This is a genomic window from Baekduia sp., from assembly GCF_035318805.1.
Lineage (GTDB): Bacteria > Actinomycetota > Thermoleophilia > Solirubrobacterales > Solirubrobacteraceae > Baekduia.
In genome coordinates, this window is the sequence record NZ_DATHDY010000126.1 from 21,212 (window position 1) to 35,384 (window position 14,173).

At 71.6% G+C, this 14,173-nt stretch carries 10 protein-coding genes; 9 read left to right on the top strand and 1 reads right to left on the bottom strand.

Translation table 11 applies throughout. The features are described 5' to 3' along the window. The first annotated feature begins 7 nt into the window (after positions 1-7). The gene (locus tag VK501_RS25650; protein ID WP_324342621.1) at positions 8-1,435 is read left to right on the top strand and encodes a DUF1116 domain-containing protein; all 1,428 of its coding nucleotides are present in this window, start codon (positions 8-10) and stop codon (positions 1,433-1,435) included. A gap of 52 nt (positions 1,436-1,487) precedes the next feature. Beyond that, positions 1,488-2,237 carry a DUF2877 domain-containing protein gene (locus tag VK501_RS25655; protein ID WP_324342623.1) on the top strand — a complete coding sequence of 250 codons (750 nt, stop codon included), beginning with the start codon at positions 1,488-1,490 and terminating at the stop codon, positions 2,235-2,237. Between the two features lie 324 nt (positions 2,238-2,561). Here the strand turns inward: VK501_RS25655 and VK501_RS25660 are convergent, their stop codons facing one another. Further along, entirely contained in the window at positions 2,562-3,449 is an 888-nt protein-coding gene (locus VK501_RS25660) for a hypothetical protein (protein ID WP_324342625.1), read from the bottom strand. 402 nt (positions 3,450-3,851) lie between these two features. Here VK501_RS25660 and VK501_RS25665 point away from each other — a divergent pair, with 402 nt between their 5' ends. From VK501_RS25665 to VK501_RS25695, 7 genes are all read left to right on the top strand, one after another. Further along, positions 3,852-4,577 (top strand): recombinase family protein, encoded by a 726-nt coding sequence (locus VK501_RS25665; protein ID WP_324342627.1) that lies wholly within the window; start codon positions 3,852-3,854, stop codon positions 4,575-4,577. A 219-nt stretch (positions 4,578-4,796) separates the two neighbouring features. Beyond that, the gene (locus VK501_RS25670; RefSeq protein ID WP_349261063.1) at positions 4,797-5,522 is read left to right on the top strand and encodes a glycosyltransferase family 2 protein; all 726 of its coding nucleotides are present in this window, start codon (positions 4,797-4,799) and stop codon (positions 5,520-5,522) included. Next, positions 5,519-6,676 (top strand): glycosyltransferase family 4 protein, encoded by a 1,158-nt coding sequence (locus VK501_RS25675; RefSeq protein ID WP_324342631.1) that lies wholly within the window; start codon positions 5,519-5,521, stop codon positions 6,674-6,676. The genes VK501_RS25670 and VK501_RS25675 overlap by 4 nt, the downstream gene beginning before the upstream one ends. Before the next feature lie 428 nt (positions 6,677-7,104). Beyond that, positions 7,105-9,228: a hypothetical protein gene (locus tag VK501_RS25680; RefSeq protein WP_324342634.1), complete on the top strand. Its 2,124-nt coding sequence runs from the start codon at positions 7,105-7,107 to the stop codon at positions 9,226-9,228. A gap of 182 nt (positions 9,229-9,410) precedes the next feature. Next, positions 9,411-10,691, top strand: a complete 1,281-nt coding sequence (locus VK501_RS25685) for a glycosyltransferase family 2 protein (RefSeq protein ID WP_324342636.1) — start codon at positions 9,411-9,413, stop codon at positions 10,689-10,691. Between the two features lie 4 nt (positions 10,692-10,695). Further along, positions 10,696-13,110: a phosphotransferase gene (locus VK501_RS25690; RefSeq protein ID WP_324342638.1), complete on the top strand. Its 2,415-nt coding sequence runs from the start codon at positions 10,696-10,698 to the stop codon at positions 13,108-13,110. Continuing rightward, positions 13,107-14,132, top strand: a complete 1,026-nt coding sequence (locus VK501_RS25695; protein WP_324342640.1) for a glycosyltransferase family 2 protein — start codon at positions 13,107-13,109, stop codon at positions 14,130-14,132. Before VK501_RS25690 ends, VK501_RS25695 begins: the two co-directional genes overlap by 4 nt. Positions 14,133-14,173: the final 41 nt, after the last annotated feature.

Below are 14,173 nucleotides of genomic sequence, written 5' to 3' on the forward strand. Positions count from 1 at the left end.
GGCGAGTGTGACGCACTCGCTGCCGGCGCGCATAGCAGCGGTCAACGTCGGGCTCACCTCCTTCGGCGCGGCGCTGCGCGACCAGGGCGCCGCGGTCCTGGACGTCGAGTGGCGGCCACCGGCGAAGGGCGACCCGGACGCCGTCGCGCTGCTCGAGCGCCTCTGGGGGCGGCACGGCGAGCTCGTCGACCGGGCCAATGCCGAGGTCGTCGCGCGCATCGAGGCCGCCCAGCCGTTGGCGGTCACGGTCGCGCCGGCCGGCGAGGCGATCGACGGGCTGGACGGAAGGATGCTGCTGCACTGCGGGCCGCCGATCGCCTGGGTGCGAATGTGCGACCCGCAACGGCGGGCGCTCGTCGCCGCATGCCTGTTCGAGGGCTGGGCTCAGGACCGCACCGAGGCCGCTGCGCTGCTGGACGCCGGCGACGTCGCGCTGGCCAGCGGCAACGAGCACGGGCACGTCGGGCCGATGACGGGCGTCTGCTCCCCGTCGATGCCCGTGTGGGTCGTCGAGGACGAGGGCGCGGGCGTGCGCGCGTTCTCGACGTTGAACGAGGGTCCGGGCAACACGCTCTGGTTCGGCGTGGGCGACGACGAGTCCGTCGAGCGGCTGCGGTTCTTCCGCGACGTCGCTCGTCCCCTGCTCGCACAGCTGCTCGAGCGCGAGGGTCCGGTCGACGTGTTCGCGCTCGCGGCCCAGGGGCTGCAGATGGGCGATGAACTGCACATGCGCAGCCAGGCCGCGGGGAACCTGCTGCTCCGTGAGCTCGCCGGCGGCTTCGCGGCGCTGGGCGGCAGGGACGCGCCGCCGGGCGCCGAGGAGGTGGCGCGCTTCGTCGCCGGCAACCACCACTTCTTCCTGACGCTCACGATGGCGGCGGCCAAGTGCGCGTCGCTGGCCGCCGAGGGCGTGCGCGGTTCGACGATCGTGAACCTGATCTCGCGCAACGGCACCGACGTGGGCATCCGCGTCGCCGGGCTGCCCGGGCAGTGGTTCGAGGCGCCCGCGGCGCCGGTCCAGGATGCGCTCCTGCGCGACGGGTTCACCGACCGGGACGCCGGGCGAGACATCGGCGACTCGGCGGTGATCGAGTGTGTCGGTCTCGGAGGCATGGCGCTCGCCGCGTCGCCCGCGGTCGCCGCCTTCCTCGGCGGCGGCGCCGCAGAGGCGGTCGCGCGCACGCGCCTCATGGGCGAGATCTGCGCCGCTCGGTCCGACCGGTTCACCATCCCGTCGCTCGACTTCGCCGGCGTGCCGCTCGGGATCGATGCGCGGCTGGTGGTCGAGCTCGGCGTCACCCCGCAGATCACCACCGGAGTGCTGCACGCCTCATCGGGAGCCGGGCAGATCGGCGCCGGCGTCGCCCACCAGCCGCTGGCGCCGTTCGCCGGTGCGCTCGCCGCACTTGCCGCCGACCTTGACCGGCCGTCGTGACGGCGCGCGCCGAGCTCGCAGCGCTCGCCTGCGACCTCGACGGGCGGTGACCGTGGAGGCACGGGCCCTGCTCGCAGGACCCGGTGCGGCGCGCGCTCTGCGCGCCGGGGGGACCGGGCGGCTCGTGGTGGCACTCGGCGCCGGCGGGTACCTCCGCCTCGGCGCGGACGGGTGGGTGCTGCTGACCGGGCCGCGGACCGCGCTCGGTCCGTTGTCGCTGCTCGTCGCGGGACTCGGCAGCGAGCCCGCTCGTGCCGACGTCCGCGACGCCCGTGTCGGGCCCCAGGCGCTCGTCGTCGGGTCCCGTCGCATCGATCTCTCCGGCTTGCGCGTCGCGGGCGTGGACGCCTGGCCGAGTCCCGCCCCCGGCGGAGGCGAGGCACTGGCCGCCGCGGCGGCGGCCGCCCCTCGCCCGCCCGCCTCGCTGCTGGTCGGGCTCCGGGCGCTCGAGCGCGCCGATCTGCCGCGAGCGGTCCGCGTGCTGGCGGGCCGCGGCGAAGGGCTGACCCCCGCCGGCGACGACGTCCTCGCCGGGTACGCGGGCTGGGCGGCGGCCGCCGGCGACCCGGTCGACCTCTCCGCGCTGGCGGCCGGCCGCTCGTCGCCGATCGGTCTCGCCTACCTGCGCTGCGCAGAGCGCGGCGAGCTGCCCGCCGCGGCGGCCGCCGTGATCGCCGCGGCGCTGGACGGCGACCGAGAGGCCGTCGCTCGTCGTGCGCGAGTGCTGCGCCGCTGGGGAAGCTCCTCCGGGTCGGCGATGCTCTGGGGCCTCGCCGCCGCCGCCGGCGCTCCGATCCGGTAGGCCGAGGATCTCCTGCCGGCAACCTTCCTTACCATTTTCCACCTTCCCATTGTCAAGATGAATGCGCCAAACCCCTGGCGTTCGTGGCAAAGTTTTACGCGGCGACCTGCGTGCCTTGCGTAAAATGGCCCAAATCACATCGCGAACGAGGAAGGTCGCGACGCCGGGGACGTAGTCGGCACTGCCGACATACGGTCAACCGGTCAGCCGATGGTCCGCCGGCAGGTCCTTGAATGTCGCGCGGGCGCCGCAGTCAGGCACCTCGGGGATAGCCAAGAATGGGCAACAGCAGCGTCATTGACGTACCGATAAAAGGCCTGTTTGTCACATGACGCTGCCGGTCGAACTGCTCAGCGATAGTGACACCACCAGCGTCCGGCGATGGACGCGGGCGAGCCGGGTTCTGCGGGCCGCAGCGAGAGGATTTCTGACAGTCGGCCTGATATTCCTGCTGGCCGGCGCTCTCGCCGCGACGGCCAAGGCGCACGTCGCGTCCACGGCGACCGACCCGTCTGGGGCGACGACATCCGCGGAGAAGGCCGACCCGAACGCGGCGGGCAGCGAGCCCGATACGTCGGTCTCCGAGCCTGCAGCGACGGCGCCCGGCCGAAGCCCCACCGTCGAGCCGACCGCCGCCGGCGTGCCGACTGCCGCCGCCGACGCGACCGCCGCCGGCGAGCCGACCGCCGCCGTCGATCCGACTGCCCCCGCCGACGCGACGTCGACGACCGCGGTCGAGTCCACGCCGACGACCACCAGTCGAACCGACGTCCACGGTCGAGCCCGCACCACGCCGTCGACCGGCGTCGACCCTGGACCCACCGCCGACGAGACATCGGCCCTTGAGTCAACACCTACGCCCACTGTCGTCCTCACCCCGACGACCACGGTCCGAGCGACACCCACGTTCGAGTCCACGCCAACCGTCGAGCCCAAGCCCACCGTCGATTCCACACCCGCCCCAACGCCGGCGACGACCGTCGAGGGGCTCCCGACCGTCGAGCCGGCACCCACCGTCGAGCCGGCCCCCACCGTCGATCCCACGCTGACCCGCGAGACGACGCCCACGGTCGAATCAAGCGCCGCCATCGTGGCGACCGCAACCCTCGAGCCCACGCCGACGAGGTCCGCCGTGCCGGCAAGCGCAGCGATCTGCGCGTTCCGTGCGGCGGCCGGCCGCCGGGCCTTCGAACTGCCCAGCAGCCCGAACATAGGGTCGGTTCTCGACGTTCGCGCGACCCGGACGACGCCTGCCGCCAGGACCAGGCCCCGCGTCGCCGGCCACTCGGACGGGCCGAGCCCGGCAGGACGCGGCGGCGGCACCGGGCAGGATGGGCCGTCCGGACCCCCTGGCAGCGCGACCGCTGCCGGTGGCGGTGCGGCAGCCCCGGGCGGCGTGTCGTCGGGCCGGTGGTCGGCCATCCTCGTGAGCCCGCTGGCGTTGACCTATCACGAGATTCGCTGGCAGCACCTCCGACTGGTTCCCACGGGACTCGTCGGCGTCGTCGCCCTTCTGCAGCGGCCTGGCTGAACCCGTCTGGGTTTTCCCAGCACCGGTTCCCGGCGCGGTCTCAGCGTCCGGGCTCTCCAGAGCCGTCCAGAAGGGAAGAGTTCATGACCATGCCAGACCGCCGGCGGTCCCCCTCGCGGCTTCCGTCCGGCTCCCCCCTGATCGGCCACGTCATCGTCGGCGCCGACGCGGGCCCCGGCGAGGCCGATCGATCGTCAGCCGCCATCGCGGCGACGTGCGAGCGCTTCAGCTGGCACCTGCTCGAGATCGTCCGCGACCGTGAAAGCCGCAGGATCCGTAAACGCCCAGGATTGAGCTACGCGCTGGGGCGCATCGCCGACGGTCACGCTGACGGCCTCGTCGTGAGCGACCTGCAGCGCCTGAGCCGCTCGATCGTCGACCTCGGTGCGCTGCTGGCATGGTTCCGTGACGCCCATGCGACGTTGATCGCGCTCGACTTGGACATCGACACATCCACTCCCGAGGGTGACCAGGTGGCGGCCACGCTGATCGCCCTCAGCGCGCACGAGCACCAACTGATCGCCAGCCGGACGCGGATGGGACTGGCTGAGGTGCGCACCAACGGCCGCGCGAAACGCCGACCGGCAGTCAGGGACCGCCCCGAGTTGATGGAACGCATCGCGACGATGCGCGCCGCGAGGATGACACTGCAGGCGATCGCCGATCAGCTCAACGCCGAGAACGTGCCGACCCTGCGCGGCGGAGCGCAGTGGCGGCCGTCGAGCATCCAGGCGGCCCTTGGGTACCGGCGCCCGGAGCCGCGCGCAATGCCAGAAAACAGACCGCCGCTCACTCGCCGATACCGCTAACGGGCCTTGAGTTACCGGTAGACAACGTACGCAGAGGGTCTGCAGCGTAGTCCGTCCAGCCCCCTTTACCGTGGGCGGGAGGGGTGTCTACAGTCGATTCACATGGCCACCGTGACCGCTCCTGTCGATGATGTTCCGGATGTGCTCGTTGCTGATACGACGTGCAACTTCGCAAGTCTTCCGACTGCTCCGAACATCGGAGTTCCCACGGTCGCGCACATGGGCGTGCGAGTCAGCGTGGTGATTCCGACACTCAACGAAGAAGAGAATCTGCCCCACGTCTTCGCACGCCTTCCGCAGGGGCTCCACGAGGTGATCGTCGTCGATGGGCGATCGACCGATCAGACCGTCGCCGTAGCACGGCGGCTGCGGCCCGATGCACGCATCGTGATGCAGACGGGGCGAGGCAAGGGAAACGCGCTCGCGGCCGGCTTCTGTGAGTGCACCGGCGATGTCGTCGTGACGCTCGACGCCGACGGGTCGACCGACGCCTGCGAGATTCCGCGGTTCGTGGCGGCGCTCTGCCACGGCGCCGACTTCGTCAAGGGATCGCGCTTTGCGCAGGGCGGAGGGAGCTCGGACATCACGCCCATCCGGAAGCTGGGCAACCGAGCGCTCAGTGCGCTGGTCAACGCGCTCTACGGGACGAGCTACACCGATCTCTGCTACGGCTACAACGCCTTCTGGGCGAGCTGCCTCCCGTACATGCGCGTCGACTGTGACGGGTTCGAGGTCGAGACGCTCATCAACGTGCGCATCGCCAAGGCCGGGCTCGTGGTGCACGAGGTTCCGAGCTTCGAGCGAAGCCGCATCCATGGCATGAGCAACCTCAGCGCGGTGCGCGATGGAAGCCGAGTGTTGCGCACGATCGCGGTGGAGCGGGCTTCACCCGCGGCGCGGCGGTTGTGGCGGGCTCGCGCTGGACGGCATCTGCTGATCCGATGAAGGTGGCGCTCGTCACTTCGCGCTATCCGTCCCACGACGGCGGGCTCGAGCGCCCCGTCCGTGAGTTGGCGCGCGGGCTGATGCGCCGTGGAGCGTCGGTCGAGGTCATCACGCCGGAGTGCGAGCCTCGCATGCGTCGTGAGTCCCGGCTCGAGGGCGTCCTCGTCCGGCGATTCCCCGGGCCGGACCACCACAACGCTCGCTTCCCCGTGACCGCCGCGCTGTCGGAGCATCTGCGTCGTACCGCTGGCGCCTTCGACCTCGTTCACGTACACAGCGCGCACGTGCTGCTCGGGCTCGCCGCGATACGTGCCCGTCCCCGACGGCTGGTCTACTCGCCGCTGACGCCGATGGCTCGCCTGCTGTGCTGGCCCTACGGTCGCGCAACCCGTTCGGTGGTCGACCGCGCGGCCCTGACGATCTGCGCCACTCGAGCGGATGCCGACGTCTTGTGCGGCGCGTGTCCCGAAGCGGCGGATCGAGTGCTCGTCGTGCCGCTGGGCATCGACGCCGCTGCGATCCAGGCGGCGGCCCCGTTCTCGGCGCTCAGCACCGTCGTGCTGACCGTGGGCCGGCTCGAGCGACGCAAGCGCGTCGACCGCGCGATCGCCGCGATGGCAAGCCTGCCTCCCATGTTCGAGCTCGTCGTGGTCGGCGACGGGCACGCCCGCCGTCGGTTGATGGGACACGCCGCCGACCTCGCGGTCTCCTCGCGTGTGCGGTTCGCCGGACCGGTCGCGGACGCCGAGCTGCACCGCTGGCTGCGGACCGCGCGTCTCGTGGTCGCCCTCTCAGAGGAGGAGGCCTTCGGGCTGCAGGTGCTCGAAGGCATCGCGGCCGGCGCGTGGGTCGTAGCCTCCGACATTCCGGCCCACCGCGAGGTCTCGCACCACGTGGGAGACCTCGGGATCACCTTCGTCTCGCCGGAGGGGTCTCCGCTCGAGGTCGCGGAGGCGATCCGGCACGCCGTCGCCATCCCCGCCCCGGCGCCGGCACGTTCGCTCCCCTCCTGGGCGGAAGTCGTCGACAGAACGCTCGCCCTCTATGAGGAGCTCATGCGCCGCCGGCCGACGGACGCGGCGCGCCGCGCCAGGCACGGAAGGCCTCGACCACTGGAGCGCCGTGACCCACGGGACGTCGCTGTCGAGGGCTGACCGTGAGCGCAACGCCGTCATTCCCACGGTCCGGGCGGCTGTCGCGTGTGCGGGCGGGCACGGCGCGCGACTCCATGGCCCGGCTCGTCGCGCCGGCCACCGTGAGCATCGTGGATCTGGAGGCCGTCTTGCGAGCGGTGCCCGCGGGCGTGCGCTACGACCTGGACCCGAGCGTATGCCGCGAGCCGCGCGCGAGCTCCGAGCACCGACGCCGACTCGACGGTCTGTGGCGCCTCGGGCCGGCGGCACGTGCAGCGAGCACGGTGAGGCCGGCGCCTGGGCGATGGTCGCAGCGGCGGCCGTCGAGCGCCCCGCAGCCCACGGCGACTCACTCGGATCGAGCCCTCGTCGCGGTCGCGGTGGCGGTCTGCCTGGTCGCGCCGGCGGCCGTCGCCATCGGCGTGCCGGGCGAACTACGACTTCCGGCTGTGCTGGCGTTTCTGTGCCTGGCGCCCGGAGCCGCCCTCGTCACCGCACTCGGCAATCGGGCCACCGTCGAGCCCGGCCTGATCGTCGGCGCCAGCCTCGGGGTCGCCGCGGTCGTTGCCCAGACGATGTTGTGGCTCGGCGCCTGGTGGCCGAAGGCCTTCCTGTACCTGCTGGCGGCGGCGTGCCTGGTCGCGTTGCTCGCGCGCCTTCGCGAGCCGGTCGCCGCCCGCGCGCAGGAGCGCGGTGACCGGTCGGTTCCGGCGGGGGAACAGGAACGGGCCCGCGTGCTCACGTCCGTCGCGAGCCGCCGCGCCCGCTCGCCCGCGGCAGCGCACGCGGCCGTGCTGGCGGCGGCGGGGCTGGCGTGGGGGCTTTCCCTGCGCGAGGCCGACCTGAGCCGGATGGGCGGCCTCGGGCTGCTCGACGCGATGCCCGCCGCATACTTCGTCGCCTTCGGGCTGTTGGTCGCGGGATTCACGGCGGCCGTCAGCCGCCCCGTGCTGTCGAACCGGCTGCTGTGGCTGTACGCCTTCGCGCTGATCCTCGTGCTGCATGGGACCACCGCGCTGCTCTACGACGAGCCGCGGTACACGTGGACCTACAAGCATCTGGGCGTCATCGCGCAGATCGCCCAGGCCGGCGCCGTCGACCGCAGCGTGGACATCTACAACAACTGGCCGGGGTTCTTCGCGCTTGTCGCCTGGCTGAGCGCTGTGACGGGGGTCAGCGCGATCAGCTACGCCGCGGGGGCGCAGGTGTTCTTCAACCTGGCGAACATCGCGGCGCTCCGATTCGCCCTGCGTGGCCTCACGAACGACGAGCGGCTCATCTGGAGCGCAACCTTGTTCTTCGTGCTCGGCAACTGGCTCGGCCAGGACTATCTGGCGCCCCAGGCCTTCGCGTTCGTGCTGTCGCTCGTCGTCCTCGGGCTCTGCCTCCGCTGCGGCCCTGCGCCCGGTCCCGCACGGTCTCGAGCGGCTCCCTGGTCGACGGGCGTCCTCGACGGCCTTCGCAGCTCCGTCCTGCGCCGCGCGCCGGCCGAGGAGACGCGCCGCCCGGCCCCGCTCTCACCGGCAGGCGCCGTCCTGGTCGGCGGTCTGTGCTACCTGGCCATCGTCGTCAGCCATCAGCTGACGCCCGTGATCCTCCTCGCCGGCGTCATCGGGCTGGCGCTCGTCGCCCGCCGCGTCCCGCTCTGGATCCCGGTCGCGATGGGCATCGCGGAGGTGTGGTGGTTGTGGCGCGCATGGCCCTACGTGTCGAAGCACTACACCTTCTTCGACCCCGCCCCCTCGTCGAGCGCCGCGCCCCCGGGCTACAACATCGGAGATGGGCTGCCGGGGCTGGAGCTCGTCGCCTATGCGGTTCGAGCCGAGATCCTGATCCTCGTCGTCCTGGCCGCTGTCGGACTGGTCCGCAGGCTTCGGCAGGGTCACTGGGATCTGGTCCCGGCGATCCTCATCGCCGCCCCGCTCGTCGTCGTCGGGCTGCAGTCCTATTCCGGCGAGGGACGCTATCGCGCATACCTGTTCGCGCTGCCGTGGCTCTGCTTCCTCGCCGCGGCCGCACTCTCGCCGGCGCGGGCACGCCTGCCGGCGCTGACGCACCGAGTCAGGCTGCTGCTGGCCAACGTCAGCCTGGGCATCTGCCTGCTCTTCGCATACTTCGGGCTCGAGCTCATCAACCGCGTCGACCCCGACGACGTCGCCGCCGCCGTGTGGTTCGAGCGGCACGCGCCGCGCGACTCGGTGCTCGCCGGGATGACAGGGGGCTTCCCGAACCGGGTCACCGCCCGCTATGCGGCCGTCTACTACCCGCCCACGCCCGGCGCGCCCTCGCTCACCGACCACGCGGCATACGGCAGCCGCAGGCTCGGGGCCGCAGACCTTCCACGCATCGAGAGCAGCCTTCGCGCGTATGGGGCGCCGCACACGTTCTTGACGTTGACCGCCAGCCAGGAGCGCTACGCGCGACTCTACGGGCTGCTTCCTGCTGGATCGCTGCAGAGCCTCGCGGGCGCATTGCGCGCCTCGCCCGACTTCCGCCTCGTCTACCGGCGTGGGTCCTCGTCGATCTTCCTGTACCGGTCCGGCCGCCGACCGCGCTCGGAGGCGATCCGATGACCCGGATCGGGGAAGCGTTCGGCGGCCGCTCGAAGCGGATCGAACGCAATCCGCCCCCGGCCATGAACGGGTCGACGCCCGTCGGTTTCGAGCCGGTGAGGCTGGCCGAGCTCGAGCTGTCCGACCTTCGTCTTCGTTCCTTCGGACCCGCGGGGGACGTCCGAAGCTACCGGTCTGCCCGCGTGCTCGTTCGCCTGCACGGCACGCCGCTCGGCACGCTGGACATCGACCGGCGCGACTCGGAAATCGCCCCGGAAGCCGTCGTCGAGCGCGCCCGGCAGGAATTCGCTGCTGCGATCGACGCGCACCTGAGGGACGACGGCCTCGCGCCGGCGTCGCCAGGGAGCGAAGCTCCGGCGGGGTCGGCGGAAGCGCCGGGCTGCGTGCGGGACAGACGAGAGTTCAGCGTACGTGCCCCGTTCGCGAGCATCGTCATCGGCACGCGCGAACGACCCGACAGCCTCGCGGCAACACTTGACGCCCTGCTCGCGCTCGAGTACCCGCGATTCGAGATCATCGTCGTCGACAACGCGAACACGACCGACCGGACACGCACGCTTCTGGAGCTCCGGTACGCCGACGTCCCGAACGTCAGGTACGTTCGCGAGCCGCTCCCCGGACTCGCCGTGGCGCACAATCGCGGGCTGGACGAGGCACGAGGCGAGATCGTGGCCTTCACCGACGACGACGTCGTCGTCGACCCGCTCTGGCTGCACGAGCTCGCGCGCGCCTTCGAGCTCGCCGGCGACGTTGCGTGTGTCACCGGCATGATCCTCCCGATCGAGCTCGAGACGCCGGCCCAGCTCTGGCTCGAGGACTGGATCGCGCACAACAAGGGCTACACGCGGAAGCTCTTCGACCTGGGCTCGAATCGGCCGGCAGACAAGCTCTTCCCCTATGCCGCCGGCACGTTCGGATCGGGAGCGAACATGGCCTTCAGGACCAACGTGCTGCGGGCGCTCGGCGGGTTCGACCCGGCGCTGGGCACGGGCTCCCGTGCGCGCGGAGGCGATGACCTGGCGGGATTCTTCTCCGTTCTCGCGGCAGGCCACACGCTCGCGTATCAGCCGGCCGCGATCATTCGCCACGCCTACCGTCGTGACGCCGCATGCCTGCGGACGCTGATGTTCGACTACGGGGCGGCTCTCGGAGCGTTCCTGACCAAGATCGTCGTCGACCGACCGGGACTGCTGCCCGACATCGCCTGGCGCATCCCCTTCGGCGCGGCCCACGCCGTTCGCCTGCGTCCCTCCGGTCGGGATGGGAGCGCCGACGGACTTGCGGCCGGCCTCGCCGCGCGTGAGCGCGTCGGGATGCTCGTCGGGCCCTTCGGCTACCTGATCGAGCGGCGGCGGCGGCGGGCGCTGCGTCCGGCGCGCGGGTCCAGGCGACCCGAGCCGGCGGAGCTCGCACTCTCGGGGCTCGTGGCACAAGGGAGCCCAGACGGGCGCCGGCGGGAGTAGGGCCGTGGCCGCCGTCACAGCCGCGTCGAGGTTCGAGAGCACCACCCGGCGCCTCGCGGAGCACGTCCGGACGCCGGTCTACCGCGAGGGCTATGCGCTCGTTCTCAGCGCGGGGGTCGCGGCCATCCTCGGGTTCGCCTATTGGATCGTCGCGGCCCGCACCTACAGCGCCGACGTGGTCGGGCTGAACTCGGCCGCGATCTCGATGATGATGCTCGTCTCCGGCGTCGCGCAGCTCAACCTCATCGGCGCGCTCGTACGCTTCGTTCCCGGGGCCGGACGCTCCACCTGGCGACTGGTCGGGTGGTCGTATGCGATCAGCGTCGTCGCTGCGACGCTCGTCTCCGTCGCCTTTCTCGCGGGCGTCCGGAAGTGGGCGCCGTCGTTGGCGTCCCTCTCGTCGGACCATGGCTTCGCGTTCTGGTTCGTCGCCGCGACGACGGTCTGGTGCATCTTCAACCTTCAGGACGCCGTGCTCACCGGACTCCGGCGCGCGATCTGGGTTCCGGTGGACAACGTGCTCTTCGGCGTGGCGAAGATCGGCCTGCTGGTGGCCTTCGCGACGATGCTTCCGCGCTTGGGCATCTTCGCCTCATGGACCTTCGGGGTCGTGCTCTCGGTGCTCATGATCAACGGTCTGCTCGCGTTCCGCCTGATTCCCGAGCACACCCGCCGCGCACCGATCGAGCGCATCGAGCTCCCGAGCGCTCGGTCGATCGGTCGCTTCGTCGCAGCCGACTACGTCGGCGGGCTCAGCTGGATCGTGGCGATCACGCTGATCCCGATCATCGTGACCCAGCGGTTCGGCGCCGCGGAGAACGCGTACTACTCGCTGGCGTGGGTGATGACGATGCCGCTCTACCTCCTGAGCGCGAGCACCGCCAGCTCGCTCGTGGTGGCGCTCGTCAACGAGCGGTGGCGATTCCGCGAGTACACGCACCGCGTCTTCGTCCAGACGGCCCGTCTCGTCATTCCGGCCGCGCTCCTCCTGGCGGTCGCCGCCCCGCTCTTTCTCCGGCTGTTCGGCCCGGAATACGCTCACCGGGGCACGACGGCCCTGCGGCTGATGGCGTTCTCGGCGATCCCCGCGATGGTGATCGCCCTCTACATGGGCGTCTGGCGGGCGGAGAAACGGCTGTCGCTCCTCGTCTGGGTGCGTTGCGTCCTGTACACCGCGGTCGTCCTGCTGAGCGTCGCGCTCCTGCATCCGTATGGAATCCGCGGTCCGGCGTTCGCATGGCTCGTCGTGCAGACGATCGCGGCGGCCGTTCTCTTCGCGGTCTGGCCGCAGGTTCTGCTCACCAATGGCTCGCGGATCCCGTGGCGCCTGCGCAGCATCCGCCTCGCCCGGAACGCCGCCGCGGACACCGGCGTGCTGACGGTGGCGGGAGCGATCAAGCGGCGGCCTGCGCTCCATCGGCGCCGGACCCGGGCAGCGGTCGCGGTTGCACGGATCCTCGCCGAGCTTCCGGAGAATGGCGCAGGTCCTCCTCCGAGCGCGTGGACGGCTCACGAGCTCCCCGCGAGCGTCACCGACAAGCTGGTGGTTCTGGCCGGTCCTGCCGGTGCTCCTCCGCGTGCCGTCGTCAAGCTCGCCGAGTCGCAGAGCGCGGCGCGCGGGCTCGTCCGTGAGACGGAGGTGCTGAGCCTGCTCTCCGGCGACTCTCGCCTCGAGGCATGGCGGGCGGTGCTGCCGGAGGTGCTGGCAGCGGGCGAGATCGACGGCGAGCCGTTTCGTGTCGAAGGCGTGCTCCCCGGGGTCGAGGCATCTCGACTGATGGCCGCCGCGGCCGGGCCCGTCGCGTGTCTCGGCGGGCTTGCAGAAGGGATCGAAGGCTTCCACCGGCAGACGCGGTGCGAGGTCGACGTCGGCCCGACGATCGTCGGTGCCTGGGTGGACGCGCCGCTCGCCATTCTCGGCCTCCACGCGCGCCGGCGGGGCGGCGGTCAACGGTGGCAGCTTCGGGCGCTCGATCGGCTCCGCGACGAGCTGCACGAGGCGCTCGCCGGCAAGCGGCTCACGGCGGGCTGGACCCATGGCGACTACACGCCCGGCAACCTCCTCGTCGATCCCGCGACCGGAACGGTGAGCGGCATCGTCGACTGGGAGATGGGCGGGACCCCGAACCTGCAGGCGATCGACCTCGTCCAGCTCGTTCTCGCCACCCGCGCCCTTCGCCGCCGCCGGGAGTACGGAGAGATGGTGACGGACGCGCTGGCCGGTAGGTGGACCGAGGAGGAGCGGACGGTGCTCGCGCGCGGCACCGAACCGCTTCGCGATGCCCCGACGCTGTCGGCGCTCGTCCTTCTCGCCTGGCTCCGACACACGCAGAATCTGCTGACCAAAGCAGACGGCTATGCCGACAACTGGCTCTGGCAGCGGTTGAACTTCGAGGCCCCTCTGGCGGCGCTGGCATGAGCAGCGACGTGCGAACGATCTCGGTGGTGGTCCCCTGCTTTGCCGACGAGCGGTTCGAGGATGTCCTGGACTGCGTCGGGGGGCTCCGCCGGCAGACCCTTCCGCCGGCAGAGATCGCGGTCGTCGTCGACCACAATCCAGCGTTGCTCGAGCGCCTTCGTGCCGCCGTGCCCGACGTCCGCGCGATCGCGAACCGAGAGCCGAGGGGCAGCTCTGGCGCGCGCAACACGGGAATCGCATCGACGCGTGGAGACATCGTCGCGTTCTTCGACGACGACGCGGTCCCCGAGCCCGACTGCCTGGAGCGCCAGGCCGCGCACTATGTCGACGAGCGTGTCGTCGGCGTCGGCGGCGGCGTCGACGCCGACTGGTGCACCGGACGGCCGCGGTGGTTCCCCCTGGAGTTCGACTGGGTCGTCGGTTGCACGTACCGGGGTCTTCCGACACGACCCGCCGCGGTCCGAAACCTCCTCGGGGCGAACATGTCGTTCAGGCGGTACGCCCTCGAGGCCGCAGGCGGGTTCGCGGCGGACATGGCACGCCGAGGGAGACATCCACTCGGAGTCGACGACACGGAGCTCTGCATCCGTGTCCAGCGCAGCCTCCCCGGCAGCGTGCTCGTCTACGCACCCGAAGCTCGAGCGCGGCACAAGGTGCCAAGGGTCCGGGAGACCTGGCCGTATTTCTGGACGCGCTGTCTTGCGGAGGGGCTCGCAAAGGCCGCGCTCATGACTGTCTCGGAGCCCGGCGAGAGGCTGTCCTCCGAGCGCTCCTATGTCGTCCGCGTCCTTCCAGCAGGGGTGGCGCGCGGTGTGTCGGATGCAGTGACCGGCGGGGACCGGGCCGGCGTGCAGCGCTCGTTGGCGATCGTCGCAGGCCTGCTCGTCACAAGCGCCGGCTACGTCGTCGGGAGGATACGAGCGGTGGGGCCGAGGGCGGACCGGCCAAGGCGACTCATGCGCTCCACGGCGCAGCTCGTCTCCACAAGAGCAGGGCCCGGGGTGAAGGGTGAAGGGGACTGAGTGGTGCTTGCCGCAGCTCATGCCGGCCCCGTCGGGCAGTC

Excerpts from the sequence above, each read along its gene's own strand:
- VK501_RS25660 (WP_324342625.1), bottom strand. The coding sequence starts at position 3,449 with ATGTTCGGGCTGCTGGGCAGTTCGAAGGCCCGGCGGCCGGCCGCCGCA.
- VK501_RS25665 (WP_324342627.1), top strand. The coding sequence starts at position 3,852 with ATGACCATGCCAGACCGCCGGCGGTCCCCCTCGCGGCTTCCGTCCGGC.
- VK501_RS25670 (WP_349261063.1), top strand. The coding sequence starts at position 4,797 with ATGGGCGTGCGAGTCAGCGTGGTGATTCCGACACTCAACGAAGAAGAG.
- VK501_RS25675 (WP_324342631.1), top strand. The coding sequence starts at position 5,519 with ATGAAGGTGGCGCTCGTCACTTCGCGCTATCCGTCCCACGACGGCGGG.
- VK501_RS25695 (WP_324342640.1), top strand. The coding sequence starts at position 13,107 with ATGAGCAGCGACGTGCGAACGATCTCGGTGGTGGTCCCCTGCTTTGCC.